25 protein-coding genes are annotated in these 26,446 nt (G+C 54.4%); 11 read left to right on the top strand and 14 right to left on the bottom strand.

The features are described from left to right. Nucleotides 1-21 precede the first annotated feature (21 nt). Nucleotides 22-1,623, bottom strand: a complete 1,602-nt coding sequence (locus tag AC2FC2_RS11285; RefSeq protein ID WP_490659222.1) for a condensation domain-containing protein — start codon at nt 1,621-1,623, stop codon at nt 22-24. Nucleotides 1,624-2,129: 506 nt separating this feature from the next. On the opposite strand from AC2FC2_RS11285, the gene AC2FC2_RS11280 reads away from it, so the two are divergent. The 4 genes from AC2FC2_RS11280 (at nt 2,130) to AC2FC2_RS11265 (ending at nt 9,355) form a co-directional block, all read left to right on the top strand. After that, nucleotides 2,130-4,253: a TonB-dependent receptor gene (locus AC2FC2_RS11280; RefSeq protein WP_209636727.1), complete on the top strand. Its 2,124-nt coding sequence runs from the start codon at nt 2,130-2,132 to the stop codon at nt 4,251-4,253. A gap of 101 nt (nt 4,254-4,354) precedes the next feature. Further along, nucleotides 4,355-7,276, top strand: a complete 2,922-nt coding sequence (locus tag AC2FC2_RS11275) for a condensation domain-containing protein (protein WP_490659221.1) — start codon at nt 4,355-4,357, stop codon at nt 7,274-7,276. A 46-nt stretch (nt 7,277-7,322) separates the two neighbouring features. Then, a complete protein-coding gene (locus tag AC2FC2_RS11270; RefSeq protein ID WP_209636722.1) occupies nt 7,323-8,555 on the top strand; it encodes a YncE family protein in 1,233 nt (410 codons plus the stop codon). A 215-nt stretch (nt 8,556-8,770) separates the two neighbouring features. Further along, complete coding sequence (locus AC2FC2_RS11265; RefSeq protein ID WP_490659220.1) at nt 8,771-9,355, top strand: flavin reductase family protein; 585 nt, start codon at nt 8,771-8,773, stop codon at nt 9,353-9,355. A gap of 63 nt (nt 9,356-9,418) precedes the next feature. On the opposite strand, the gene AC2FC2_RS11260 is transcribed toward AC2FC2_RS11265, so the two are convergent. The 3 genes from AC2FC2_RS11260 to AC2FC2_RS11250 all read right to left on the bottom strand — a co-directional run bounded on the left by AC2FC2_RS11260 (nt 9,419) and on the right by AC2FC2_RS11250 (nt 10,255). Then, entirely contained in the window at nt 9,419-9,655 is a 237-nt protein-coding gene (locus AC2FC2_RS11260) for a hypothetical protein (RefSeq protein WP_209636718.1), read from the bottom strand. A 60-nt stretch (nt 9,656-9,715) separates the two neighbouring features. Next, nucleotides 9,716-9,859 carry a hypothetical protein gene (locus AC2FC2_RS11255; RefSeq protein ID WP_209636716.1) on the bottom strand — a complete coding sequence of 48 codons (144 nt, stop codon included), beginning with the start codon at nt 9,857-9,859 and terminating at the stop codon, nt 9,716-9,718. Between the two features lie 147 nt (nt 9,860-10,006). Beyond that, complete coding sequence (locus AC2FC2_RS11250; protein ID WP_209636714.1) at nt 10,007-10,255, bottom strand: hypothetical protein; 249 nt, start codon at nt 10,253-10,255, stop codon at nt 10,007-10,009. Between the two features lie 210 nt (nt 10,256-10,465). On the opposite strand from AC2FC2_RS11250, the gene AC2FC2_RS11245 reads away from it, so the two are divergent. After that, complete coding sequence (locus AC2FC2_RS11245; RefSeq protein WP_209636712.1) at nt 10,466-11,107, top strand: DsbA family protein; 642 nt, start codon at nt 10,466-10,468, stop codon at nt 11,105-11,107. Nucleotides 11,108-11,110: 3 nt separating this feature from the next. On the opposite strand, the gene AC2FC2_RS11240 is transcribed toward AC2FC2_RS11245, so the two are convergent. Continuing rightward, nucleotides 11,111-11,833, bottom strand: a complete 723-nt coding sequence (locus AC2FC2_RS11240) for an acid phosphatase (protein WP_265554714.1) — start codon at nt 11,831-11,833, stop codon at nt 11,111-11,113. 250 nt (nt 11,834-12,083) lie between these two features. Between AC2FC2_RS11240 and feaR the strand changes: the two genes are divergently transcribed. Continuing rightward, a complete protein-coding gene (gene feaR / locus AC2FC2_RS11235; RefSeq protein ID WP_490659219.1) occupies nt 12,084-12,998 on the top strand; it encodes a transcriptional regulator FeaR in 915 nt (304 codons plus the stop codon). A 36-nt stretch (nt 12,999-13,034) separates the two neighbouring features. Here feaR and AC2FC2_RS11230 read toward each other — a convergent pair whose 3' ends face one another. The 4 genes from AC2FC2_RS11230 to AC2FC2_RS11215 all read right to left on the bottom strand — a co-directional run bounded on the left by AC2FC2_RS11230 (nt 13,035) and on the right by AC2FC2_RS11215 (nt 17,071). Continuing rightward, nucleotides 13,035-14,534 (bottom strand): aldehyde dehydrogenase family protein, encoded by a 1,500-nt coding sequence (locus tag AC2FC2_RS11230; protein ID WP_209636706.1) that lies wholly within the window; start codon nt 14,532-14,534, stop codon nt 13,035-13,037. Between the two features lie 276 nt (nt 14,535-14,810). Then, nucleotides 14,811-15,449, bottom strand: a complete 639-nt coding sequence (gene leuE, locus AC2FC2_RS11225) for a leucine efflux protein LeuE (RefSeq protein ID WP_209636703.1) — start codon at nt 15,447-15,449, stop codon at nt 14,811-14,813. A gap of 168 nt (nt 15,450-15,617) precedes the next feature. Beyond that, nucleotides 15,618-16,478, bottom strand: coding sequence for an SAM-dependent methyltransferase TehB (gene tehB / locus AC2FC2_RS11220; protein WP_490308957.1), 861 nt, complete (start codon nt 16,476-16,478; stop codon nt 15,618-15,620). Between the two features lie 122 nt (nt 16,479-16,600). Beyond that, nucleotides 16,601-17,071 carry a GNAT family N-acetyltransferase gene (locus tag AC2FC2_RS11215; RefSeq protein ID WP_209636699.1) on the bottom strand — a complete coding sequence of 157 codons (471 nt, stop codon included), beginning with the start codon at nt 17,069-17,071 and terminating at the stop codon, nt 16,601-16,603. Between the two features lie 130 nt (nt 17,072-17,201). Between AC2FC2_RS11215 and AC2FC2_RS11210 the strand changes: the two genes are divergently transcribed. Then, nucleotides 17,202-18,320 carry a DUF1615 domain-containing protein gene (locus AC2FC2_RS11210; protein ID WP_209636697.1) on the top strand — a complete coding sequence of 373 codons (1,119 nt, stop codon included), beginning with the start codon at nt 17,202-17,204 and terminating at the stop codon, nt 18,318-18,320. Here the strand turns inward: AC2FC2_RS11210 and AC2FC2_RS11205 are convergent. Continuing rightward, nucleotides 18,317-18,922 carry a glutathione S-transferase gene (locus AC2FC2_RS11205; protein WP_490659249.1) on the bottom strand — a complete coding sequence of 202 codons (606 nt, stop codon included), beginning with the start codon at nt 18,920-18,922 and terminating at the stop codon, nt 18,317-18,319. The genes AC2FC2_RS11210 and AC2FC2_RS11205 overlap by 4 nt on opposite strands. A 28-nt stretch (nt 18,923-18,950) precedes the next feature. Then, on the bottom strand, nt 18,951-19,793 hold the full coding sequence (locus tag AC2FC2_RS11200; RefSeq protein ID WP_490659218.1) for an alpha/beta fold hydrolase: 843 nt from the start codon (nt 19,791-19,793) through the stop codon (nt 18,951-18,953). 107 nt (nt 19,794-19,900) lie between these two features. Between AC2FC2_RS11200 and AC2FC2_RS11195 the strand changes: the two genes are divergently transcribed. Continuing rightward, nucleotides 19,901-20,773 (top strand): LysR family transcriptional regulator, encoded by an 873-nt coding sequence (locus tag AC2FC2_RS11195; protein ID WP_490659217.1) that lies wholly within the window; start codon nt 19,901-19,903, stop codon nt 20,771-20,773. A 21-nt stretch (nt 20,774-20,794) separates the two neighbouring features. Here AC2FC2_RS11195 and AC2FC2_RS11190 read toward each other — a convergent pair whose 3' ends face one another. Next, on the bottom strand, nt 20,795-22,471 hold the full coding sequence (locus AC2FC2_RS11190; protein ID WP_404760201.1) for an alpha-keto acid decarboxylase family protein: 1,677 nt from the start codon (nt 22,469-22,471) through the stop codon (nt 20,795-20,797). An 809-nt stretch (nt 22,472-23,280) separates the two neighbouring features. On the opposite strand from AC2FC2_RS11190, the gene pagP reads away from it, so the two are divergent. The 3 genes from pagP (at nt 23,281) to AC2FC2_RS11175 (ending at nt 24,980) form a co-directional block, all read left to right on the top strand. Then, nucleotides 23,281-23,874: a lipid IV(A) palmitoyltransferase PagP gene (gene pagP / locus AC2FC2_RS11185; RefSeq protein WP_404760200.1), complete on the top strand. Its 594-nt coding sequence runs from the start codon at nt 23,281-23,283 to the stop codon at nt 23,872-23,874. A gap of 248 nt (nt 23,875-24,122) precedes the next feature. Continuing rightward, on the top strand, nt 24,123-24,608 hold the full coding sequence (locus AC2FC2_RS11180) for a YjjA family protein (RefSeq protein WP_209636689.1): 486 nt from the start codon (nt 24,123-24,125) through the stop codon (nt 24,606-24,608). 108 nt (nt 24,609-24,716) lie between these two features. Continuing rightward, complete coding sequence (locus AC2FC2_RS11175) at nt 24,717-24,980, top strand: putative hemolysin (RefSeq protein WP_209636687.1); 264 nt, start codon at nt 24,717-24,719, stop codon at nt 24,978-24,980. Between the two features lie 9 nt (nt 24,981-24,989). On the opposite strand, the gene AC2FC2_RS11170 is transcribed toward AC2FC2_RS11175, so the two are convergent. Both AC2FC2_RS11170 and AC2FC2_RS11165 read right to left on the bottom strand, forming a co-directional pair. Continuing rightward, nucleotides 24,990-25,607 (bottom strand): hypothetical protein, encoded by a 618-nt coding sequence (locus AC2FC2_RS11170; protein WP_209636685.1) that lies wholly within the window; start codon nt 25,605-25,607, stop codon nt 24,990-24,992. Nucleotides 25,608-25,714: 107 nt separating this feature from the next. After that, nucleotides 25,715-26,404, bottom strand: coding sequence for a ZIP family metal transporter (locus AC2FC2_RS11165; protein WP_490659216.1), 690 nt, complete (start codon nt 26,402-26,404; stop codon nt 25,715-25,717). Nucleotides 26,405-26,446 lie beyond the last annotated feature (42 nt).

Below are 26,446 nucleotides of genomic sequence, written 5' to 3'. Positions count from 1 at the left end.
GCCACGCACCCGGAACCGATATCAAGCTTTGGGTGCCAGCACCTTTAGCAGCATGTGCACACCTTCAGCGGCATTGGGGGCCCGTTCACAGATCAGGGCGGCAAGTGCCGTTGGGGTAGGGTGGGCCGCCACATCTTCTGGGGTCAGCGCCACCGACAGATATTTGTTAAGCACGGCCAGTAAGGCCAGCAGGCCATCCTGCGGTAGCTGCAGGGTGTTGATGTCGTCGTCATCACCCAGCTGGGCGTCCGGCGCGACGCGCGCTAACAGCCGGTGTAACAGTTGGCGTACCGGCGCCTGGCGGCTCAATGCCTGCGCGGAACATTGTGACAGCCACTGCGCCAACGGCTGGTTGAAACTGTCCGGCTGGTTGGCGGCCCGTTTTAACAAGGCACCGTAGGTAGCGAACAACTGCGGCAGCAGCCGATCCGGGAAAGCGTCCTGACGCACATCCCAGTTGATCAGAATGCCGCCGTTGGCGTGCGCGACCTGGGCATCAAGCGCAACCTGCGGGCCCTGGGAAATCACCCATTCCAGCGGACCAAAGGTGCGGGTGACATCATCAGAAAACAGCGCTTTGCCGTGGATGCCAAAACCGGCGGTAAACACCACAGGCGAAGGTTGCATGCTGCCTTGCAGGCGCGACAGGTCGCGCATCACGCTGACGCCGGGGTAGTCGGCGTTCGCGATCAGTTCCGCCAGTTGGTCCATCAGGCGGCGGCTGAACGTTGACAGGTTTTCCGTCGGATTCAGCGTGATGCCGAGAAGCACCAGATTAGAAAAATCGCCAATGATGTTATCGACGTTTTCTGCTTCCCGGTGGAACAGCGGCACATTCAACCGGAAGCGTGACAGGTTCCAGCCATGGCCGACGGTCACGGCAAACAGCGCCAGAAACAGTGATGACAGCGTGATGTGATGTGCCTTGGCGGCCTCTTCCAGCGCTTGGGTTTCTCTTGCGCTCAGTTGCAGCGCCAGCCGATCGCTACGGCAGCGATCCGGCGTGCGCAACAGATGCGGTGCGGGCGGTAACTGAGTCAGACGTTCACGCCACCAGGCTTGGGCACGGGCGCGGCGTGCCTGTAGCGCCGTGTCGGCACGGTGACGGTCCAGGTAATCAAAATAGGGAATGCTGCTGTCATCGGGTGCTGTTGGGCATTGATGATAAAAACGCGCCAGATCCTCCATCAATACACGAAAACCCATCGCATCACCGGCAATCATGTCCAGATCCACATGCAGTCTGCTGTGACCACCGGGCAGCAGGCTAAGGCTGATATCGCAGGGGACACCCTGTTCCAGCGGCAATTTTTGGCTGCTTTTCGTTTGGCGTTTATGGGCTAGCCGGTTGGCAACATCAGGAGCATCGGCGTGGCTAAAATCGTCCAGATGCAGGCGATGTTGAGGGCCACTGGCATCGATTGTCTGCTGGCCATCCGCCGTCACGCGCAGGCGCAACATGGGGTGATGCAGGTAAAGAGCGGTAACGGCCTGTCTCAGTCGTTCGACGTCCAGGTCACTGCAGTTAAATTCCGCATACAGGTGGGCAGATACGCCCCCCAGCGGCGCTTCAGATTGCCTGCCAACCCAGTAGGCAGCCTGCATCGTGGTCAACGCTTTCATCGGGTTTCCATCAGTATTGAGAGACTGTAAGAATATATGTCAATGTTAATGGGAATGAAAATTATTACTATTTTTATTTGTTTCAATAACGCATGTAAATAATACGGTTAATACCGGTTTTTGCTCGGCGGGTGAAATTGTTAATTTCAATATAGTTATGTTTTACATTCATTTTAAATGAAATTATTGGTTTGTATCGTTACGGGTAACTTCGATTTTATTTCTGTGCGTTGTGGCTTTTTATCTGCACGGTTATTTTCTTAAGTGATAATGATTTGCATTAAAATATGTAAAATATTATCATTATTAACATTTCTTTACGTTTCCAGACAAAAAAACTGCTCTCGCCCGCTGTGCGTCTGGGGTGGGGCGGTCGTCTGCGGCAGGGATATGCAATAGCAAGGTCAGGAAGGCCGTAATGCCATTGTTAGTGTGAGAATCAGCGTCGTTACCTATGTGAAAACAAGTAAATTTTTGTGCATCTGGGATGAAAGGAGAATACATCTATGAGCAAGCATTCAGCGGCTCAAAGGCATAAAATCGTAGGAAACAAGGAAAAAGCAGGCTTACAGGCCATTGGGGCATTTTCCTCACTCTTTCTGGGTCTTTGTTCTTTATCTGTAGGGAGCGTTAACGCCGCCGCAGTGGACGAAAAGGTTCAGGAAGCCGCAGACAGCAAACGTAAGGACAACTGGCAGGACTCAGAGAGCCTGCTGGTAACCGGTGAAAAAATTAAACGCAGCATTTTTGATACCGGCTCCAGCGTGCAAGTCTTCGACAGCGAGCGGATATCTTCCATGCCCAATGCGTTGCAGGTCCCCGATTTGCTGCGCATGACGGCCAACGTAATGGATGTCGGCATCGGTAACGATCTCCCCACCGTGCGTGGTATCGACGGTTCTGGTCCAAACACCGGCGCCAATGCCTTCCTCAGCGGTACCCGTCCGCGCCTCAACCTGTCACTGGATGGCCGTTCTCTCACCTATAACGAGCAGGCATACGGCCCGCAGTCGCTGTGGGATCTGGATCGCGTCGAAGTGTTCCTTGGCCCGCAAAGCTATATTCAGGGGCGTAACGCCATTGCCGGCGCCATCGTGATGGCCAGTAAAGATCCGACGTTTGACTGGGAAAGCGCCTTCAAAGGTGGGGCGGGTAATCAGCATTCTTCACAGCTGTCTGCCATGGTCTCTGGCCCGCTGGTGGAAGATCAACTGGCGTTCCGCGTCAGCGTCGATCGCCAGCGCCGCCGCAGTGATGTCGACCTGCCCGCCTATGCACCCGTGGGCGATCCGCGCGAGGTTGAAGCCACGACGGCTCGCGCCAAACTGTTGTTCAACCCGGCAGGTATGCGCGAGTTGACCACCAAGCTGACCTTTAACCATTTTGGCAGCACCTCACCACAGAACGAGAGTCTCAATCCGCTGGTGCACCCGACCAGCCTGCGTCACGATCCGCGCCGCGCGGTGTTTAAAAGCAACACCAACAGCGGCGTTTGGGATCTGGCCTGGGAGCAATCCGACAGCCTGACGCTCGAAAACCGGGTGATCTACACTGATTTTAACATCAACCGTCCTACCGCTTATGCCTTGCCATACGCTGATATCGGCGGCAAAGAGGTGCACGTGGAGCCGGTGGCGCGCTTTGGTGGGCCGGGCAGCCGTTTGCATGGGTTGGCGGGGCTGCGTTATTTCCACGCTAAGCAGGATGAGTTCGTCAATATTTTCGGTGGTTCCACCTTCAAGGATAAAACCGACACCCATTCCGCCTTTGCCGAACTGACCTACGCCATTACACCTGAGGTAGACCTGACAGCCGCCAGCCGTCTGGAGCGTGAGCACCGTCAGCGTACCGGCGGCAGCAAGGCCGTGCGTATCGACTTCGACGAAACCTATGACGTGTTCCTGCCGAAGCTCGATCTGGCCTGGAAGCCGACAGATACCCAGACCTACGGCGCCAAGGTAGCGCGTGGCTATAACGCCGGTGGCGCGGGCATCACCATCGGCACGCCGGTGGTCAACTACACCTATGGTTCTGAATATGTCTGGAACTATGAGCTGTACACCCGTCACCACCTGAAAGACGCCAATGTCATTCTGACCAGCAACATCTTCTACAACGACTACAAGGACATGCAACTGCCGTATTCCCTGGGGCCGAACTCATCGGTGATCCGCAACGCCGACAAGGTGGAAACCTACGGGGCAGAAATGGGGGCGACCTGGCAACCGCGCTGGGACTTCGAACTGTTTACCAACGTTGGCCTGCTGAAAACCAAGATCAAGAAGTTCTCGGGCAGCGGTGTAGATGGGCACGAACTGGCGCGTGCGCCAGCCTATACCGCCAATATGGGCGCCAAGTACCAATTGATGGCCGGGTTGGAACTGAGCGGCAACGTCGCATTCTCTGATTCCTACTACTCGCAGTATGACAATGACTCTCGCGGACATATCGGTTCTTACTGGTCGGCAAATACCCAACTGGCGTACACCTTCGCCTATGGTCGCGCCACCCTGTATGCACAGAACCTGTTTGATTCAGAGCGTCGTGTGATGGTCAGTGGCAATGACGTGTATACGGCAACCCAGCAGCGTCCACGCATGGTGGGTGCGGCACTTGAACTGACATTCTGATGCGGTAACAGCCAGTCTGCGCAAGGGGCGTATAAACGCCCCTTTTAATGACCAGCGTTTCCCCGATGTTCCGGGCTGACCGGGCGCAAGGAGATAGAGCAGTGAGCGGTTATTTTGACAATATTCTCAGCGATGATGAGGCCCAGCGTCTGGATCTGGCGTTCGAGGCACTGGGCGAGCGTGCGGCAGATGCCGTTCAGTCGCTGAGCGAAGCGGAAGAGCTGGCATGGTTCATGCACCAGCAGCGGGGTGATGGTGGGAGCCAGCAGGCAATGGCCTGGCGGTTAGGTGGTGAACCGGATATCGGCAGATTGGTCAGTGCGCTGGAAGCCCTGAGCCGATTGATGCCGGAACTGGATGTTCGCTATGACTTTGATGACGAGCAAGGCTTACGCAAGCTGCGCGGTAATACGGCGCTCAACCCGGTAAACATTCAGTCTGTGGCGAATGAGCAACAGGCGGTTAGCCGTTTGCTGCAGGCACAGGCCACCCCTCTCGAATTGGCACGTGAAGCGCCGGTACGCTTTTGGGTTTTCACCGGTAGCGGCGTGGTATTGGGCGTTGTGGCGCACGATATTTTGGCGGAAACGTTGTCATGCCGACAGTTATTGAAGACGTTATCGGCACTGTATAACGGGAATGACCCTGCGCAAGGTTTTGAGGGGATGCCACCGGTTGCGCCACTGCCGGAAGTGACCGATCTCGTGCTGCCGTGGGCGCGACAGGCGGCGACATTGCGGGACTATCGTACGTCGGTTGTGCAGGATGACGTTCTGGCACAGGCCGGGGTACGTATAGCGGCCCGTGTTGCGCGTAAAATCCTGCCTGTTGCTGATAACCCGGCAACGTTGTTGGCGGCGATCGCGACGCGTTTTGGCTGCTTTATCTCAGCCCAGTCCGGCGGATTACCGGTACAACTCTGTGTACCACAGGACGATGCACAACAGGCAAACGGCGTGGACGCGTGGATGAGCGCTGCCCGGTTGAAACGCCTGACGCTACAGTCTGCCGATCCCGAATTGGAAAGCCGACTGCTGGCGCAGCACACGCCGGAGGCCCCTAATCCGCAGTTGGCTCAACTGTTGGTGACCTGGTTGGCGGACCCGTCAGTGGCTCTGCAACTTGACGGCGTCAATGCTGAACGTCTGCTGTTGCCGCCTCTGCATACGCCTTTTGAATTGGTGCTGGCGCTGAGCCTGCCCGATCCGGATTCGGTGGTGCTTGAGCTGAGCGCGGATCCTCGTTTAACTCCGCACGCGGCCCCGTTCCTGTTGGAACAGTTTGTCGCTTTCCTTGCGGGGCGGACGATCACGACGGCGCGGCTTCCTGCCATTGAGCCGCCGTTAGCCGTGGTTGAGCACGCTTTGCCCGTAAATGATGGGCAAGAAAACGACGCTATTGCACAACTGATCTTGGCGGAGTTCCGCGATGCCCTGGTTGCGCCAGAGATGACCCTTGATGAGGATTTCTTCGATCGCGGCGGGCATTCGTTGGTGGCTACTCGAGTGATCGGCCGTTTGCTCAGCTTGCATCGCATAGAGCTCAATATTAACGATCTGTTCAGCCATGCCACTGCCCGCGGGCTGTCAGTCTATGCCAAACGTCAGGCCGCTGTAGCGCCGGCAGCCCAGGAAGGCGTCATGCAACAGCAGGGCGACACCGTCCAGGCACCCTTGTCGCTGGCACAGCACTCCCTGTGGAAAGTGTATGAGGCGTTCGGTCATGACGAGATCTTCAACCTGCCATTTGCCATCAGCTTCCTTGACCCGGTAGACGAAACGGCGTTGCGCCAAGCATTTATCGACGTGATGACACGGCACAGCGTATTGCGTTCGCTGTTTATCACGCGTGACGGTGAGGTATGCCAGCAAGTGGTGCCTGCAGCTGAATTGCTCGACTATGCCTGGTTCCGCTTCTCTCATGAAACACCGGCCGGTAACGGCAGTGAATTGCTGGCCAATGCTGGCGACCACCGCTTCAACCTCGCCATCGAGCTGCCGCTGCGTGCCACCTTCCTGCGTGACGCGGCCACCGGCCAGCAATGGTTGTCGTTGCTGTTCCACCATGTCGTGCTGGATGAATGGTCGCTGAACCTGATGATGGACGAACTGGGTATCGCTTATCGCCACCGCGTTGCCGGGCAGAAGCCACAGTGGACGAACGACGTGCCGCAGTTTTATGCCTTTGCCCGGCAGCAGCAGGCGGGCGGCGTCGCACAGCAACACCTGGATTACTGGCTCGATAACCTGCGGGATGCGCCAGTGGGGCAGCCGCTGTTCCAACAGGAGCCTTCCCACCATCCAGCAGTACCGGCAGAGGCCGATGTCAACGGAGGATGGTTGGAGTTCGACGTCGACCCGGCGGTGGCAGACGGCTTGTACGCACAGGCCAGAAAGAACAATGCCTCGCTGTTCAACGTGGTCTATGCCGGTATCACCTCGGCTTTGCGTCTTCTCGGTGGCCCGGCAGATCTGCTGGTGGGCACCTCGACTTCCGGGCGCAACGATGCTGAGTACTTCGACACCATTGGCTACTTCACTACCGTGGTGGTACACCGGGTGCGCTTCGCCGAGCAACTCACGGTGGCTGGCCTGATCGATCAGGTCAAAAACACCATCAATGGCTCGATGCCCTACACCGATATTCCGATTGACCTGGTGGAAGAGGGGCTATTTGGCGCGCATGCCGATCGCAAGAATCACATGTTTGAAGTGTTCATCCAGATCCACAGCCGCATCAAGCTCAATGGGGCATTCACCCTGCAAGACGGCAGCACGGTAGCGTATCGCCAGATTGAGCCGGAGAAAACCGAATCACTGCTCGGTTTGCAGTTTGAAGTGATGGAAGAGAACCTCGACGGCGTGAAATCCCTGCGCGTGATGATGACCTATCGGACCGATCACTACACCGCGCAACAGGCGGGACTGATCGCCGGGACCATTCAGCACGTGTTCGCGCATTTTTCCCAGCAGGACGGTGGGAACATGCCGCTTGCGGACCTGCCACCGGCACCGCAGCAATGACGTTGTTCACCCTAACTGACTTTATTACTTTCATGGAGATAAATGGATGTCTGGAACAATAGGAACACCTCGCGCTTTACTGTCGCTGTTGATCGCAACGTCGTTGGTGGTGGCCGGTGCGGCACAGGCCCGTGACACAGGGATCAAACCTGAGGATATCAAGCGCCAGCCGTTGTCGTCGGCGCTGGTGGAGATGGCTTATAGCCCGAGCCAGCAGTCGCTGTTTGTCAGTGCACCAGACTGGAAAGAAGAGGCAAAATCCCGCGTGTTGCGTTTAGATCCGACCACGCTGGCGGTGCAGGCGGAGATCCCTTTGCAGGTGAAAGGCTTCGGCGTGGCGCTGGATGATGCCGGTCACCGGTTGTATCTGACCCAGGGGTTTAACGGCTCGGTCGGTGTGGTGGATACCACCACCAATCGTGCGGTGGGCAGTATCCTGGTGACCGAAAAGTCGATGCTTGAGAAGACGTATAAAGACGCAGGCATCAGCGGTAAACGGCTGGAATTCTTACTTGAGGAGCTTAAGCGTTTCAAGATCACGGAAGACTACCAGTACCGTATCCGTGAAATGAAGTACGACGCGCAGACTGGCCGTCTTTTCTTACCGGGACTGGGCTTCGGGGTGGACAGCGTGCTGTTTGTGGTGGATACCCGCAACAAAAAACTGGAGAAAATGATCCCCGGTTTTGGCTATAACGCGGTAGGCATCACGCTTGATGAGAAAGGGCGGCGCGTCTTTGTCTCCAATATGCAGGGGCAGTTGATCACGCTGAATGCCGATACGCTGGCAATCACGTCCACCAAAGAGATCCAGGCGGATCAATTGCTGAACCTGGTGTATGACGGTAAGAACAACCGTCTGCTGGGTGTGGATCAGGGGATCGATCGCGACAATTACCGTAATACGCATCTGGGGCACGACTACGTGAAGCGCAGTAGCGGGCACCGGGTCTTTGCGTTGGACGCGGACAGCGGCAAGGTCTTGGCCAGCGAACTGACCGATGAGGTGCCGATTGGTCTGCTGCTGGATGAGAACAATCAACGGGTATATGTCACCAACCGCAAAGGGGTACGCGTCGAGCACGGGGTAGGTACGTTGACGGTGTTTGATTCCAAGACTCTTAAGCGGCTGCAGACGGTAGAATTGCCACCGCATCCGAACAGCCTGGCGCTCGATACCCGCAACAACGTGTTGTTTGTGAGCGTGAAAAATGACGGTGCCAGTACCAAGGCCGGCAAACCAGAAAGCGTCGTGCGCATTCAACTGCCAAAAAACTAGTTTTACCCTATTGCGCCAGTGGATGCTGGCGCAATATTTCCTCGTCAAACCTCAAGGCTTCTGCAACATCAGGCTTATTACAGGCACACATTCCGTGCTTCTGTGCCGCCAACGTGATTGATCCCCACGGCAACGCAGATCTACACTGCAAAACACAGACAGTCTCCGTTACTACCTTCTGTTTGATTACCCAAAGACATCAATAAGGGCCTCCCATGAATCATTTTCGTCCCGTTGCACTGGAACATGCCAGCCGCTTGCTTAACCATGGCCCGACGGTGTTGATTACCAGCAGAAGCCAGGATGCTGCGCGGCGTAATGTGATGGCGGCTGCCTGGTCGATGCCGGTTGAATTTACCCCGCCACGGATTGCTATCGTGGTCGATAAAAATGCGCATTCCCGACAGATGATCGAAGAGAGTGGCGTATTTGGCATCTGCATCCCGGCGGCTATGTTTATCGACACGACCTATGCGGTGGGCAGCATCTCGGGGCAAGACGTGGAAGACAAGTTTTCTCGCTTTAATATTGCCAGCTTCCCCAGCGCTTCGCTGAACGTTCCCTTGATAGAGCAGGGGTGTGTGGCGTGGTTGGAGTGTCGCCTGTTACCTGAACGTGGTGCCCAACAGAAATACGATACGTGTTTTGGTGAGGTGGTTGCCGCCGCCGCAGACGAACGCGTGTTTCAGGGGGGCCGCTGGAACTTTGCCGACGCAGATCCGCAATTACATACTATTCATCATCTGGGCGCCGGCAATTTTATTCGCAGCGGCGATACCCTGCGCGCTAAAGCGATGTAAGCGATTCCCCCTGCCGCATGCGTAGGGGGAATCGTTTAGCCATGACTGACCTAATCACTGACATTAATCGTTGCGCGCGTGGTGGAACGCTTGAACCCGTTTTTCTGACGCTTTCTTATCCGGTTTCCTGAGTGGTTTTTTATTGTGGTGTGATTTTGGCTGTACTTTATTGTCATGAGGTTTTTTATTATTCTGATGAACCACTGGCTTGCCGTTAAATTCATTGGCAGGCGGCGCAGCAAAAACCGATACACAGGTTAATAGCAATGCGGATGAAATAATAAGACGTGTTTTTTTCATTATGATGACCTACAGGCTTAAATTTATATTCAAGTCACGCGCCAAGGATATGAACGTTATTTAACGTGGCCCGTTAAAATAATGCCCCGGTCCGCCTGGGCCACCACGCCCACCGCCACCGCCGCCACCTGGTGGCGGGAATATACAGCCGGAAAGCATGGCGCTAATAGTCAGCGCACTGATGAACATCAGAATACGACGCATAATATAACCTTTTAACTTTAGATTGAGGCCGTTAGTATCATCTTCTGCTAAGGGCGTTAGCAATAGGGAAAAGGTAGGGAAACCGAAAAGGTTCTGTAAGTAAGATTATTCTAATCGGGAGGATATCGGTCATTGAGATAACGCGAGTTAATATCCGGCGCTGAGCATTTCATCTCGTAATAAATCGATAATCGCTGGCTCTATATCAGGGAATTGCCGGGTAATATCGTCAATGGCTTCTGCGACCGATGTAGCCGAAAAGGTACCGGTGAAAGGCAACAGTGGGAGGCTGGCATCGCTGTCTGGGAATTCGCCGCTGATGGTTCCGGTGATCACACCGTCCCTCTTCTCTGCGGTGAAGTCATATTCGCCAATACCTTTATTAATTACTGTCATTTTTACCTCGACTCAGGCACGCCAGCGGCAATTCGCACCCTCTTTCAAGCATAGTTCCTGGGCTGGAGAATGCCACTGACAGGCCAGGCTATGGCTTTGATGTGCATCAATCCCACATAAATATAAGGTAATAAAGCCTGGCCTTAAGCCGACAATTTGATTATAAACACCGGCGTTAGGGACAATGATCTCATCTGAAATGGAGTAGGTATGTTGGCTAAAATTAATCGATTGATCGCCGGTTCATTACTGGTGCTGTTACTTCCGACCCTTGCTGCCGCGGCGGATTATCGTGCAGGCGAACAATATACTCGTCTGGATAAGCCAGTGGCCTCTGCGCCGGCTGTCGTGGAATTCTTCTCCTTCTATTGCGGCCCTTGCTACCAGTTTGCTGATACCTACCACGTGGGTAGCACCGTTAGCCAGGCGTTGCCTGAGGGCACCAAACTGACCAAGTATCACGTTGGCCTGATGGGGAAATTAGGCAATGAACTGACCGAAGCCTGGTCGGTGGCGATGGTGATGGGCATTGAGGATAAAATTGAAGGAATGCTGTTTGACGCGCTGCAAAAGAAACGTGCCATCAACAGTGAAGAGGATATTCAGCGGGTGTTTGCCGCCGCCGGTGTTGACGCAGCGGCTTATGAGAATGCGCGCCACAGCCTGCTGGTGAAAGGCATGATTGCCAAGCAGAATGAAGCAGTAAAAGCGCTGGATGTACGCGCAACGCCATCATTTTACGTTTCCGGTAAGTACAAGATCGACAATGCCGGCATGTCGAGTCAAAGCATCGACGGCTACGCACAAGAGTACGCGGCCGTCGTTCGCTATTTGCTGGATACCCAGCCTTAAGCATTATTTTGCGGCAGGCAGGCCCAATGCGTGACGCAGTTCTTCGCGGGCCTGCTGGTATTGCTGCTGGAAATCTTGTTGGTGTGAGATCTGCTGGCTGATGACGCTGCCGGCGATCCGACCCATTTCAATATCCGACGGATAGTGAATACCGGCAACCACGCGGTTGTCGCCGTATTGCCAGGCGCGTGCCATGATCTCGGCGCGCTTTTCCGGCACCATATTGGCCAGCGTAATGCCCATCAACGTGCCCAGCGTGGTGTGACCGGAAGGCCAGGAGCCGGAGGTAGAGCGTTTTACGATCGGTTCAATGCGGCTGTCCAGCATGTGTGGGCGCGGGCGTTTCCAGAAGTCTTTGGCGGGATCAACCACGGCGGCTTCTGTCGCGACAACGCGATCAAAGAAAGCACTCAGTACCGGCAGCGCCTGGGCATTGAATTTCGGCCCCATCACATTGCTGTATACCCACACATTCTCTTCCGCATCTGCCTTGGCCTGCGTGGCCATGTCCGGCGTCCGTTTCTGCTGCATATCCACGACTTCTTGCAGTTCCCGTTTGGTTTGCACGGAGTCATTGGCCGGCGGTGGCGGCAGGATCTGGGTCAGATCAACCTGCTGTGAGGTTGTGAAGGGTTGTGCATCTTCGGCGGCATAAACGCTGAACGCAGGCAGGGCGGCAGCCGTGAACAAACACAGTGCCAGCGCAGATTTTTGTAATAATTTCATTAGGAATACCCATGGTGTGAAGGTGGCTGTCATCAAACTGAGCTCTATATTTGGCGAGTCATGTGATGGTTACATGACGGCTGGGTGTCAATTTGATGACTGTGCCCGTGTGGTGGGAGCAATATGTGATCCCTGCGCCAGATCCCGGTCACGGCATTGATTGTATGTTATCGGATTGTTATGTTGGTTTTCTGTTCAATGCCGCTTGCGGTTCGACAGCGTTTATCGCTGATGTTTGAAGGGGAAAGCCATGACAATTTCCGCCCAGAGCAGGGAAGTTGGCTTTGAGGAGTGGCTGGCGAAAATCAACTCCGCCTGCGGCCGGTTTTGCGCCAAGACGCTGGGGCCAGGGTTTAGCGGTGCGATGCAAGAGTTCCGCGCCCATGCGCTACGTCTGAGTGTGGTTGATGCCGCTCACACCCGCTTGTATCGTACCTCTCAAGAGATTTCCCGCAGCGACGGTTCGCACTTTTTCACCGTCTTTCAACTGCGTGGCAGTTCATTGATGGAACAGGGGGAGCGGCAGGCGGTACTGTCCGCCGGCGACGTTACCTTGATCGACGCTTCACGCACCAGCAGCTTTACCTTTCAACAAGATTCCCGCCAAATTTCGTTATTGATGCCACGCAGTTATTTCGAACCCTCGGCGCACGGGGCCGATGTGCAGTGTGCGCGGCGTCTCGACGCGCAAAGCAGCGTAGTGCGACTTAGCCGGCAGCTGGTGCTGGGTTGTATGCAGGACCCGCTGATGAGCGCCCCAGAGAGCGAAGCGATACTGAGCGCCGTCGCGACGCTGTTACGCCCGGCGTTGGTTGATCGCGAGGTTGAGGTTGATAGCCACCCTCGCAGCTTCACCCGAACGCTGGCGTTTATCGATACGCATATTCAATCGCCGCAGTTGCGGCCGGAATGGATTGCCAGTGAGTTGGGCGTATCGGTACGCAGTTTGTATCGGATGTTTTCCCGCCAGGGGTTGGTGGTGGCGCAATATATCAAGCACCGCCGTCTGGATCTGTGTGCGCAGGCCTTGCGCCGTGCACCGGAACGACAAAAGCTGGCGACTGTCGGTTATGACTGGGGTTTTACCGATCACAGCCACTTCTCTACCGCCTTCAAGAGCCGTTTTGGCGTCTCGCCGAGCGAATACCGCAAACAGCATCAGTAGCCTCATAAAATGGGCTACTGATGCTTTGGGGCACGATCAGTAACGAATACACACTGATTTGGATTCGGTATAGGCATCCAGCCAATCCGGGCCAAAATCACGCCCACTGCCCGACTGTTTGAACCCACCGAAAGGCATATTGGCGTCGATCAACGTATGGGTGTTGACCCAAACCGTACCGGCCTGAATGCGCGGCGTATAAGCCATGGTCGATTGCAGGCTGGTGGTCCACAGGCTGGCAGTCAAGCCGTAGTCGGTATCGTTGGCCTTTTGCAAGGCTTCTTCGGCGTCCGCGACGCGGATCAAATTGACCACCGGGCCAAAGACTTCTTCGCGCGTCAGGTTCAGCTTGTCATCCGGGTTAATCACCAGCGTAGGGGGGATATAGAACCCCTGTGAGTCTGGCCCGGATGCGCCGCTGATCAGCTCCGCATGTTTGGATCTGGCGTCATCCAGATACGCGGCCACTTTATTGCGGTGATCGCTGGAGACCAACGGGTTGATCTGCGCACTGGCATCCATTCCCGGCCCAACAGACAGTGATTTCACCGCCTGCTCGAACCCCGCGACCAGAGTGTCATAGATCGGCGCTTCAATATAAATTCGCGAACTGGCGGCGCACACCTGACCCTGATTGAGGAAGCTGCCAGCCATCAGGCCTTCGATGACCTGTTGCGGATCGGCATCTTTCAGCACGATAGCCGGGTTTTTACCGCCAAGTTCGAGGGTCACGCGTGTCAGACGATCTGCCGCGGCACGTGCGATCCCTTTGCCAACGGGCGTGGAACCGGTGAAGCTCACTTTGGCGATCAGCGGGTGTTCTGTCAGCGCTTTGCCACAACCGCTGCCTTTACCGGTCACCACGTTGAATACGCCTGGCGGAATACCGGCTTCGGTTGCCAGTTCTGCCATGCGCAGTACGGTAAGCGGGGTGGTTTCCGACGGTTTGATGACGATAGAACAACCTGCGGCCAGCGCTGGCATCACTTTCCACATGGCGATCATCAGTGGGAAGTTCCACGGCACAATACCGGCGACCACGCCAATCGGTTCTTTACGGGTATACACCTGATATTTGGCACCCGGCGGCATCGGGATTGACACATCGAGTGTCTGGCCGGTGATTTTCGTGGTCAGCCCGGCGGTGTAACGCATCCAGTTCAGCGTACAGCCAACCTCGAACATACGGGCAATATTGATCGACTTGCCTTGTTCCAGCGTTTCCAGCTGTGCCAGCTCTTCAGTGTGTTGCTCAACCAGATCGGCATAGCGCAATAATATGCGTTCGCGCTCTGCGGGTAAGCGTTGCGCCCAGACACCAGAGGTAAACGCGTTGTGGGCCGATTGGACGGCGCGTGCGACGTCCTGCGCGTTGGCGTCTGCGGTGGAGGAAATTTGTTGCCCATCGGCGGGGTTATACACTGCCAACCGACCTTCGGCGCTGGATTCACACCACTGGCCGTCGATATACAGCCCATGATGACGATCGAGAAAACGTGAAACGTTGTCCATCACTGCTAGGGTATTGTCAGGCATACGCCCTCCTGTCAGACAAAAAAGGTCGTACCCTTAATTCTTGACGCGATACCTGCGTTGGCTGCACTCATCCGAATCACCGACTGGTGTAAGCGCATCGGGATTTGCGCGCGGGCTGCCCTGATACCACGCCAATTATTTTGGGTAAATCGTTAACCTTGAAAGTCTACAGCAGGTTGAGAAGATCGACTTTGGTCTGCCTGACAATCGGTTTGTCCTGCGTGACATAACGGGGGGAGGGCTAACGGCTGAGCAAGTCAGCCGTTGTGAGCGAGGCTAGGAACTGAGGGTTGCCAGGCGGGTAGCGAAACCCAGGAACAACAGACCAATCAGACCGTTACCCAGTTTTGCCAGACCTTTCTTGTGATTAAAGAAGTGTGCCAGCATGGCGCCGCTGAAGATCAGCGTAGTCATGTAAATAAAACTGACCGATTCGAGGATCAACGCCAAAATGGTGAACGACAGGCCGGTGTGGGCATAGTCAAAGTCGATGAACTGCACGAAGAACGAAACATAAAACAGGATCGCCTTCGGGTTGGTCAGACTGAGCGTCAGTGATTTACGCAGGATGCTATGGCCGCCTTCAACCTGGGGATGTTGCTCCGCATTTTTCTGGATAAAGGTGGCATAGAGAATTTTTGCACCCAGGAACAACAGGTAAATCGCACCGAGAAATCGCACCAGCGTAAACAGAAACGGCGTCGTGCGGATCAGTGAGGCCACGCCAATATAGGCGCAAAAAATCAGGATAGCATCGCCAATAAACACGCCCAGAGCGGCGGTATAGCCAGCGCGTACGCCACGTGTAACACCGGTTTTTAAAACGTACAGCGTATTCGGGCCTGGCAAAATGATGATGAAAATCACCCCGACCAGATAGGTCCAAAGATTCAGGACGCCAAAACTTTCTAACACAATTACCTCTCCATGCGCGGAACTGACAACTCATTACACTGGCTACACCCGTAGCCGGGCGCGATCCTAACGCCGCAGCCACGGGTTGGCAACGTAATAAACTTCATGTTGTTTGCCGCATTTCGGCGCAGGCAGGCACGAGCCCGTTGGACGGGGAGTACAGGAATGTTAGGGCTTGCGTGCCAGTAGCGTGGCGAAACGCAAAGAAATACGGTTGCCGGCAGCATCAGTTTTGTGCAGTTGGCCAACGTCTTCGTTGTATTTAAGCACGTCCCAGCCAGCGTAATAATTGTTCAATTCACCTGGCTTAAAGGTGAACGGGAAGGGCAGAGTGCAAGGGTAGTCTGGGGTATCCATCGCCGCGACGATCAGGTTGTAACCGCCACTGACAGTGCTGTCCTGCATGTTTTTCACCAGTGCGGGGATCTGCGCCGGGTTGAGGAACATCAATACCACGGTGGAAAGAATAAAGTCGTACTCACCGCTGAAGCCGTGTGTATTGAGATCTTGCACGCTGGCGCGAATATGTGACAGGCCTTCGCTGTCGATAATGGCGTTGAGATTATCAATAGAGGGAGTGTGTTTATCCCAGGCAGTGACATCGAAGCCTTTCAGGTTGAGGTAGAGCGAGTTGCGTCCGCCGCCACAGCCCAGATCCAGCGTTTTACCGGGCGCGATACGTTGCGCGGCCTCAATCACTTCGGAATGGGTGCGCGTCAGTTGATGCTTCTTGTGGTAGTAATCTTCAGGCGAACAATAGAACGCCAGTTGGCAGGTCATGTCATCGGAAAATGAAACGATGCGATGCCATTGCTGCGGTTCGATAAACGGCGGTTGGCTTTCGGGGCTAAACTGCCAGGTTTCGGTGGTTTCGCCCTCTTCGGTCATGAGCGCGAAGGTCAGTGTGCCGCTCAGGAGGGTGAGTTTGGCCCAGGTGCCACTTTGGGTGTTGTGCTTTTGCTGGAAACTCTCTGGCAGCGTGGTGCTGTTCCATTCCGGCAGGGTTTTATAACGCAGCAGCTCGGTCATGCATCTCTCCTCAGGTTCTGTATTGCCGCACAGGGCGGGCGAATAGAATGATTTTATATGTTGCATATAAAATACATGTTTATGGGGGCTTTGAACATGCCTGATATCATCAAAGGCGTGATTTAGAGTTTACGATGCATTCGTGTGTTGACGGCCTTAAAGCCGAGCCGAGTATACAGACGGGCCGCCGTCGGATTGTCGTCGAAAACTGCCAGCTCGGCATATTCTGCACCGGCAGCTCGTCCGGCATTCAACACGGCGCTAAGGATTTTCTCACCATAGCCTTTGCCCCGCCAGGCAGTATCCACTTCAAAATCGTAGACAAACAGCTGCCTGCCGAAGGTGCGTTGTTTAATGCTGTACCAGACGATGGCTATCTTTTCCGTAGACCCACTTAAGCGAGCGCAAACCAGTCGATGGTGTGGTGTTGCCAACCCATTGGGGAGCGCATCGTTGTAGGATGTTGTGGCCTCTATTCGGGCTTGCTCCTGGCTCAACGACAACGAACGCGCCAAATCCTGGGCATATTCTTCGATCCCATGAACGCGATAACGCTCGAAGTCCTGTTGGCTCATGTCTATGAGTTCAATCATTACGCTATTCCTTTACGATTAATGTCCTGTCATAGCCTGGTTCTGATAGCCGAGGGCATATTTAAACTGGATCACGGCCCTCCGCTGGGCTAACGTCAGTGCAGTTTATGCTAAAACGATCAGGGAAAAGATGCTTATTCGCCGTTTTATCAACCCGATGACTTTGCGTCCATTGAGCCTGGCTGCGCTGATGGTGCTGGTCGGTTGTACCACTAAGACTACGACAACGACACCGGTACAACGCCCGGAAGACGTTAAAGCCCAACTGGTAAGGCTGATGCCGGCCAATACGGCCGATCGTCAAGGGTGGGCCACCGACATCACTGCCGCTTTTGCTGCGCAGGGCATTGAACCTAGCGTTCAAAACCTATGTTCGGTTCTGGCGGTCACCGAGCAGGAGTCGACCTTCCAGGCAAATCCGCCGGTACCGGGGCTACCAAAAATTGCCTGGAAAGAGATCGACCGCCGTGCTGATCAGCTGCATATTCCGAATTTCCTGGTGCATACCGCTTTGTTGATCAAATCACCGAACGGTAAGAGCTATAGCGAACGTCTGGATAAGGTACGTACCGAGAAAGATCTTAGCGATATTTTTGATGACATGATCAATTCGGTGCCGATGGGCCAAACGCTGTTTGGTAACCTGAATCCGGTACATACCGCTGGGCCGATGCAGGTGAGCGTTGCCTTCGCCGAAGCGCATGCCAAAGGCTACCCGTATCCGATTGACGGTACCCTTCGCCGTGAAGTGTTCAGCCGCCGTGGTGGCATGTATTTTGGGATCGCCCATTTGTTGGGCTACCCCGCTAACTACAGTCAGCCGATTTACCGCTTCGCCGACTTCAATGCCGGTTGGTACGCCAGCCGCAACGCGGCGTTCCAGAGTGCAGTCAGCCGAACGACGGGCATTCCGTTGGCGTTGGATGGCGATTTGATCAACTACGGTACGGATAAACCCGGCACCACTGAGCTGGCAGTGCGCACCCTCGGCAAACGGCTGAATATGAGTGATTCGGCGATTCGTCGGGCGCTGGAAAAGGGCGATAGGTTCGAGTTTTCTGACACTGACCTGTATGAGCGGGTCTATGCCTTGGCGGAGAAAAGCACGGGCAAGAAATTACCGCGGGAAATGCTGCCGGGTATTCAACTGGAAAGCCCGAAAATCACCCGTAAGTTGACCACCGCCTGGTTCGCCAAGCGGGTGGATGAGCGGCATCAGCGCTGCATGACGCGCGCTTCAGCGGGTTAAACCTGCGGAGTACTGACAAATGCCGGGTGTTTTTCTGCATTGGCGGAAAATGCCGCCAATGCAGGGTGTTGTTCGGCGCTTATCTGCCCGGGCAGCATGAGTTGGGTGAAGCTCCAGGCAACAGCCACGCTGACCTCTGCGCTGCCCATCGAGTCAGGCATTGCGGCCTGTGGCAACTGCTTTTCGAGTTCGGCATAGGCGGCCAGCAGTTGGTTCTGAATACGATCCAGCCAAGGCTGGTGCTGTTTTTCTTGCGGGCGAAGTTGCTGTTCATAAACGATTTGCACCGTTTTTTCGCAGGCCGCCAGTGCCAAGCCGTTGAGCTGTAGGGCACGTAGCCGCTCTGCACCCTGGGTCGGCAGCAAGATCTTCCCTGTGGGGGCGATGCTTGAGGCGTATTCCAGGATCAAGGAAGAATCCATCAGGATTTGATCGTCGGCCAGCACCAGCGTCGGGGCTTTCACTACCGGGTTAATGGCTTTAAACCGATCGAAGCCGCTAAAGACTGAAATGGCATGGTGCTCAAACGCGATCCCCAATAATTTTAAACAAATGGCGACCCGGCGCACGTAGGGTGAATCCAGCATGCCTATCAATTGCATCATGTACTCCTGAGCCTATTCGCCCGGTTTAAAGTGAATGAATAAATGCGACCAGCTGTTGAGCTAGGGTTTCCGGTGCATCCTCCATGAGAAAATGCCCCGCCTGCGGGATTACCTGCAGCCTGGCTCCGGGAATGTCGCCATGTAAACGGTAAGCGTAACTGACCGGCTGCCATTCGTCGTTTTCCCCCCACAGAATTTGCACCGGCAAACGTAGTTCCGGCAAGCGCAGTGCGAAATCATCAGTATAGCGGGCGTCGTAATGGGCGATTTGATGTTGATAAAATGCGGGTTGGCCGACCACGCCGACGATAGGCGCCAGATACTGTTGTAATAGCGTTCCCGTCATCTGGGATTTATTGAACACCGCCATTTCCAGCTGTCGCGTTAGGATTTGCGCATGTTGCGATGCGTCCAAGACGGCATACTGACGATAGTTATCACGGATGCCGCGCCAGCTAGGCGAAGGCCAGGAATCATAGCTGCAAATATCCGCAATGCTCAGCGAGCGAAAACGCCCGGCGTGACTAAAAGCTGCGCGTAGCGACAATGCACCGCCAATATCGTGGCCAAACACGTGGGTGGACGCCAGTTGCCAATGGTCCAATAGGCCGATCAGTAATTCCGCTTGTGCGGCAATTGAGGTATCTGCTGACAATGGACGTTCCGAGGCACCGTAGCCCAGCAAATCGTAGATATGGACGTTGAAGCCTGCCGATGTCAATCGGGGCAGCAGATCCCGCCAGATTATCGAGTGGGCAGGGGTGCCATGCACCAGTACCAAAGGTTCGCCCACGCCATGTACGCCGGCAGCAATACGATGACCATTGATGATAACCTGCTGATTAAGCAAAGATGCTAAGCCATTCATGAAGCTCCTCCCGTTTTGGCCTTGTACATAAACCATACCCATCGTCTTTCCATGACGCTAATGACAAGTTATGGTAGTTAAATCCAATTTTTGTCATGATCAGGCCTATGAACCAGCGCTTATCTATTGATGCATTGCGGGCACTGCAAAGTGTTATCGACACCGGCAGCATGACGCGTGCGTCACAACAGCTAAATCTCAGCCAGTCGGCGGTGAGCTGGAAAATCAAACGGCTGGAAGAGCAGTTGGGCCGGACTCTGGTCGATCGTCAGGGCAGTATCTTGACCGCGACTGTGGATGGCGAGGCGCTGTTGTCGCATGGGCGGCAAATTTTGCATGCTCACGATCGGGCGTTGGCGCATTTTTCCCCTTCTTTATTGCAGGGGACGGTGCGTTTTGGTGCCACAGAACAGATGTCGTTGCCCCAGTTGGCGGCCTTGTTGGCGGCATTTACTCATGAGCATCCGCAGGTTGATATACAGTTGGTGATTGAGCAAAGTCATGTGCTGCGAAACGCGCTGGATCATGGGACGTTAGACCTGGTACTGCATCAGCAGTTTTGTGATGCACTGAGTGCAAAAGATATCGTGTTGGCGACGGAACCTATTCATTGGTGTGTGCCACCCGGCTGGCGTTATCAGCCAGGAGATAACCTAAAGCTGGTCAGTTACGGGCCGGATTGTTTTTACCGTCGATTGGCTGAAGAGCGCCTAAGGGCCGCGGGGATCGCTTATAAGGTGTCGGTGGAGTGCCCATCGGTGGCGGGGATGCTGGCTGCCATCTCTGCAGGAATGGGGGTTGGGTTACTCAGCCAGCAGTCTATCGATCGGCGAGTACAGATTGAAACGGCCTTTGATCAGATGCTGCCATTACCGGCGGTAGCACATGCACTGCGTCTGGGGGCCAAGCGGCAACAGCCGCTGCTGCAGACGTTGCAGCGGCAGGTAGTGCAAGCGCTGGGAAAGGCCGCCGTTACCTGAGCAACGGCGGGCTGGGCGCCGTTATGCGCGGCGTGGATTGGTCAGGCCGAAGTTAAAGTTATTGCAGCGGTTGCAGAATTCTTTCATCACGGGCGGGGTGTCCATCATGGGCACCTTCACTTCGATAAATGCCAACCGATCTTGCCGTGAGGCGTGCTCCAACGCTAATTCCAACTGTTGGGTGGTTTCAACTGACACGCTGAACGGCGTTGCTTGGGTGTTGAGTACCGCTGGCAGTTTGGCGTAGTCCCACGGCCCGATGTCGTTATACGACGAGTTTTCCCCCAGAATGTAGCGTTCGATGGTGTAACCGTCGTTATTGATCAGGAAGATAATCGGCTTTTGATCATAGCGCAGCAGGGTGGAAACTTCCTGAGCGGTGAGTTGGAAAGAACCGTCACCGATAAACAACAGGTGCCGCCGATCCGGTGCGGCCATCATGGTACCCAACAGTGCCGGCAGTGTGTACCCGATCGATCCCCAGATCGGCTGATTGACCACTTGAACGCCGTCCGGCATACGCATGCCACCAATCGCGGCACCCGAGGTGCCATTCTCGACCACAACCACGTCATCGGCTCGAATAAAACGCTGTATACGTTGCCATAAATAAGCCTGGTCGATCGGCGTTTCGCTCGGTGTAGCCAACCGATGGCGTGCTTCAGGCAACGGTGCCGGGTGGTGGTCTGCCACGTTTTCACCCAGTGCCAGCAATGCCTGTAACAGATCTGCCGCAGCGACTGCCGGGTAGGAGGTGTTGCCCAGATTCAGTGAAAACGGCTGAATATCAATTTGCGCGTCGGACGGGATCCGATGCGAGAAATAGCCGGTCGTGGAATCTACCAGACGCACGCCGAAGCTCAATACGCAGTCGGCATGCGCCATGTGTTCATACAGCTCAGGGCGCGACAAATTACCGCTATACCCGCCCATCCAACCTGGCGTGGTTTCAGGAATAATGCATTTTGCCGTTGGCATATTGGTCAGTGGAATCGCGAATTTATGAGCGACGTCGATCACTAATTGCTGTAACTGGAAACGGTCTACCATTTGGTCGACCAGAATAATCGGTTTTTTCGCGAGTTTTATCCGTGCCAACAGCGCCATAGCGGCCAACTGCACATTATATTTGTCGCTTGGGGGTAATTGCGGCGCGGTGACAGCCTGAGCGATTTCAATTTCTACATCACAAATATCAGAAGGCAATTGCAAATAAACCGGTTTCTTTTCCGTCCAGGCGCGGGAAATAACGCGAGGAATTTCCACTGCGGCATTTTCAGGCGTGATGAGCGCTTGGGCAACGGTAAATTGTTTAAAGCAGTTCATGACGTTATCAAAATTACCGTCCGCCAGCGTATGGTGCAACAGCAGATGGTTTTTCATCGCGTGCAGTGGCGGTGTACCGGACAGGCAAACTACCGGTGCAGATTCGGCGTAAGCGCCGGCAATGCCGGACAGCGCGGCCAGATCGCCGACGCCGTAGGTAGTGATCAGTGCTCCTGCGCCTTTTAGCCGCGCATAACCGTCGGCCGCGTAGGACGCATTCAATTCATTACAGTTACCGACAAACTCAAGATGACTATCCTGCTCGATCAATTCCAGCAGCGCCAGATTATAGTCGCCGGGCACGCCATAAATACGATCGATGTTCAGGGTGCGGAGCTGTTGCAGGATGAAAGCTCCAATAGTGATTTTCATGTGTTTCTCCGGATTTTTTATCTTTCTTTTATCAGGCAGAGAGCAGCAAAAAATATTGCTGGCGATGTTGTGTAGCGAACAGTGAAATAATGCGTCACCCGTTTCAAACCGGGGGCGCTCATCAGCTTTAACAATTATTTAAACTGTCGGCTTGTTCAAGTTGGTGCAGAGGTATGGGAGATCGGTCGATTGTATTCGCGGGTTTACGCGCTGAACATTCACTATAAAGAGTGTGGATATTGCGGATGGTATTTTTCATTGAATGTAATGGAGATGTAAAATCCGGCTTCTCTAGCCAGATCATGCAGGGGGGGATGAACGTCCGGTACTTTACCTGTGGGTTACGTCGCCAGTTGTAACTTGAAAATTATGGGTTCGGCCATTCTCTACTGTGGTATGTAACTGGACATTTACACTGTCATTGCGCAGGCAAAGCCTCATCGGGGTTGGATCGCCTGTGAGGCGGGGTTTCGGCAGCAACCAAAAACGTGATCGCTGTTACATTCGGTTGCCGGGTGCCAGTAAACATTTTGCTACGCTCAGCGTAGAAAAGAAGTTATCTCGCATGCTGGTGTGCTGTCTGTCGCTCCTGCGAATCGCCGCTATTGCGGAATATTCCGACAGACGCTGCCTTGGGTGCGCAGTAGCCTGTGCGACCCGGATCGCAACGCCGGGCTTTTGTCATTTGCGGCAACTAAACTTAACCAAAGGAAAACGAGGGGTAAGAAACAGGTTGGGTAAATAAGATACAGCTTGATCTTGATGTGGCGATCGGTAAGAATCGCCGGCCTTATTTTTTACAGGAGTTTATGATGTTTTTTAAACGGACAATGTTAGCTTGCTCAATGTCGTTGATATTTTCTGCACTACCTTCTTACGCTGAGGTTGGTGCAGAAAATAGCAACGCTACGCAGGCTGAAAAGCCGGGGTTATGGCAGCGCTTCACGGATAACGTGGCAGAGACCTGGAACAACTCACCCAATAAAGATATCTATCTGCCGGCCATCACCTGGCACAACCGTTTGACCTACAGCCAAGAAAAAATCGACTCGTACAACGAGCGGCCTTGGGGCGGTGGCTATGGTATCTCGCGTTATGATAGCGACGGTGACTGGCACGGCCTCTATATGATGGTGTTTAAGGATTCGTTCAATAAGTGGGAACCGATCGGTGGTTACGCTTATGAGAAGATCTGGCGTCCACTCGATGACAAGGATTTCCGTCTGGGTCTGGGCTTTACGGCCAGTGTCACTGCGCGCGACAACTGGAAATACATTCCGATCCCGGCTCCTTTGCCGCTGGCATCTATCGGTTATAAACGATTGACCTTCCAGGCGACCTATATCCCTGGTACCTACAATAACGGCAACGTGTTTTTCGCTTGGCTGCGTTGGCAGTTCTGATTACCGGCGGGCCATTCGGTCTGCCGTTCTCTATCATCCTGTTTGTACATTCTCCCACCAGAAAATTACCTGAATTCTGAAAAAACCGCGGCATTGCCAGATAAAAGGAACTTGTCGCGGGAGGTGGCGTCCGAAGAGGTGATCCGGCGCATTGCGCTTATTGCACATGATATGCCCAGCAGATTTCCCGAATCCCAGAGAAAACGGGAAAGACGAAGGGATGGCGAGATAAACAGGAGTTTTACCCCATGAATACCAAGCATCGTTTACTGTTGGCGCTGACATTGACCACGACTATGGCTTGCGGGGCAGCTCAGGCTGCCGGGCTGATGGATTCTCTCAGCAGCGCAGCCGGTGAGCTAAGCAAATCAGGTGGCAGCACGGGCGGCACTTCGCTGTCTTCATTGACCGGTCTGTTGAACGGTGGCGATAAAGCCTTGAGTTCCAGCAGCATGACTAACGCCGCCGGTATTTTGCAGTACTGTGTGAAAAATAACGTATTGTCAGCCAATGGAACCGAGGCAGTGAAAAACCAACTGCTGAGCAAGCTGGGTATCAGCAGCACTGAAAATGCCAAAAGCCAGGACTACCAGCAAGGGCTGGGCGGTTTGCTGAAAACAGGCGAAGGCAAGAGCCTGGATCTGAACAGCCTGGGAACGTCGCAAATCACCGAAAAAGTGAAACAGAAAGCCTGTGATCTGGTTCTGAAGCAGGGCGCGTCCTTTATTTCCTGATGGCATAAACGGCGGTATGCCTAGGCTGCCGCCGTTTCCAATTCTTCCCGCCATAGTGTAAACGGGCTAACTGCTGTTTGACTGGGGCCGGGAGTGGTAAGAGAAGAAATGAAAAAAATGCTAATGGTCTCCCTGCTGGCTGGGATGGCGATGCTACAGGGGTGCACGATGAAATCCAACGACGCGCCACCGCCGCCGCAGATGAAACCTATCGGTATGGCGAACCCGGCAGACGTGTATTGCACAGAGATAGGTGGGAAATTAAACGCCAAGCAAAATGCCAATGGCCAGTATTCCACCTGTACCCTGCCTAACGGCCAGGAAATTGAAAGCTGGGAGTTGTTCCGCCGCGATCATCCCGTGAAGAAATAAGTACCTCGGTTAAAACTCACGATCGCTGATGGGCTGCAGCTTCACGCTGCCGCCCGTTTGCGTATTTAACGGCAGGCGCCAGTCTTGATGGCTGCTGAGGGTGAAGGGCTTGGAGCGGAAGTTACAGCCGCTTTTGATATTTCTGATTTTCATCACATATTCACCGGCCGGATTGGTTTTGATATTGAAGCTGCCTGCGGCGGGAATAAATACCTCGGCCAGTTGTTGTGGTTCCCCGGGGGTTTCCAGTTTGACCAGCACGGCAAAATCGTTGTTTTGGTTGTCCAACGTCAGTTGCTGCAAGCGGCCAGTGGTTTTGTGTTCCGGTTGATGCAAGTAACCGGCTGACGGTGGCCAGGGCTGCCCCGCATTGTCATGCAGCGGGCCACCGCATTGCTCGCGCGCCTCTCGCAGTGGCAATTCACGCTGGATAGCCCGATTGTAATCAGTGGCGGTAATGCTGATAAACTCATCGTCGTTTTGATGCGCACGCAGATAGCGTTTAGCGCTGAAGAGCCCGGCAGCTATCAGCATAAAGAAGATAAATATTGTCAGGCGATTCTTGAAAACCCCTCCGAACAGCCTGCCCGGTAATTGAAATAGCCACTTCGCAATTTTTGACAGCATCTTTTTCCTTCGCGCCCAAGCCGTTACGTTCTGCGGTAACGTTGCTTGCCTCAGTATAGCCAAATCGTTCGAGGTGAGTTGTTCTGCCCTATGAAATTATTGCGCAGTCATCCCATCCCTTCTTCCAGCAGTAACAACAATAAAAAACCGGCAAAGAACATAGCGGTAGTCAGCGGCGTGTCTTTACCCCCTTCATGTGCTTCGACCAGCAGTTCTTCCGTGACCAAATAGAGCAAGGCAATCAGGCCGAAGGCCAGAAATGCCGTTAGCCAAAAGGCACCCAGAGTGGCAATGGGGGCACCCAACATCCCGCCGATGGGGAGCAACAGTGCCAGACCGGCGACTGCCAACATGGCTCTTATCCGTTTGCCGAGGAAATCACGCAGGTCCCCGACGATCGATAATCCCAGAAATAACACTTCCAGCGTGAGCGCCAGGGTCAATAAAAAACCGGCTTTTGCACCGGCGGCAAAGGCGATCCCCAAAACCAAGCCATCAATAAATATATCTATGCCGACCGCGGCCACAAAGCCAACCGGCCCCTGAGCACGTTCCCCCAAGCGCCTGACCAACAGCATCAGCAACACGCCAACGCTGCCCCCGAGCAGAACCGCCCAGGGTGATTGTTGCTTGAGATCAGGCAGGATTTCGGTCGCCGCGGCGGCAAACACAATACCGGCGGTAAAGTGATGAATGATGCGCATGGTCGCATCGCCAGGGCGGCGATAAAGCGCTACGGCGGCACCAACAAGGGTAGCTGCGGCGGGGAACAGCGTATAAAGCACGGCAGAAGTCATCAATATTCCTTTATCTGTGACGTAGAACCTCAGTCTAGCTTA

It is taken from the genome of Serratia sp. CoH_122_TC_1 (assembly GCF_058191755.1).
The sequence above is the reverse complement of the archived record's forward strand: the minus strand, read 5'-3'. Positions and strand labels throughout refer to the sequence as shown.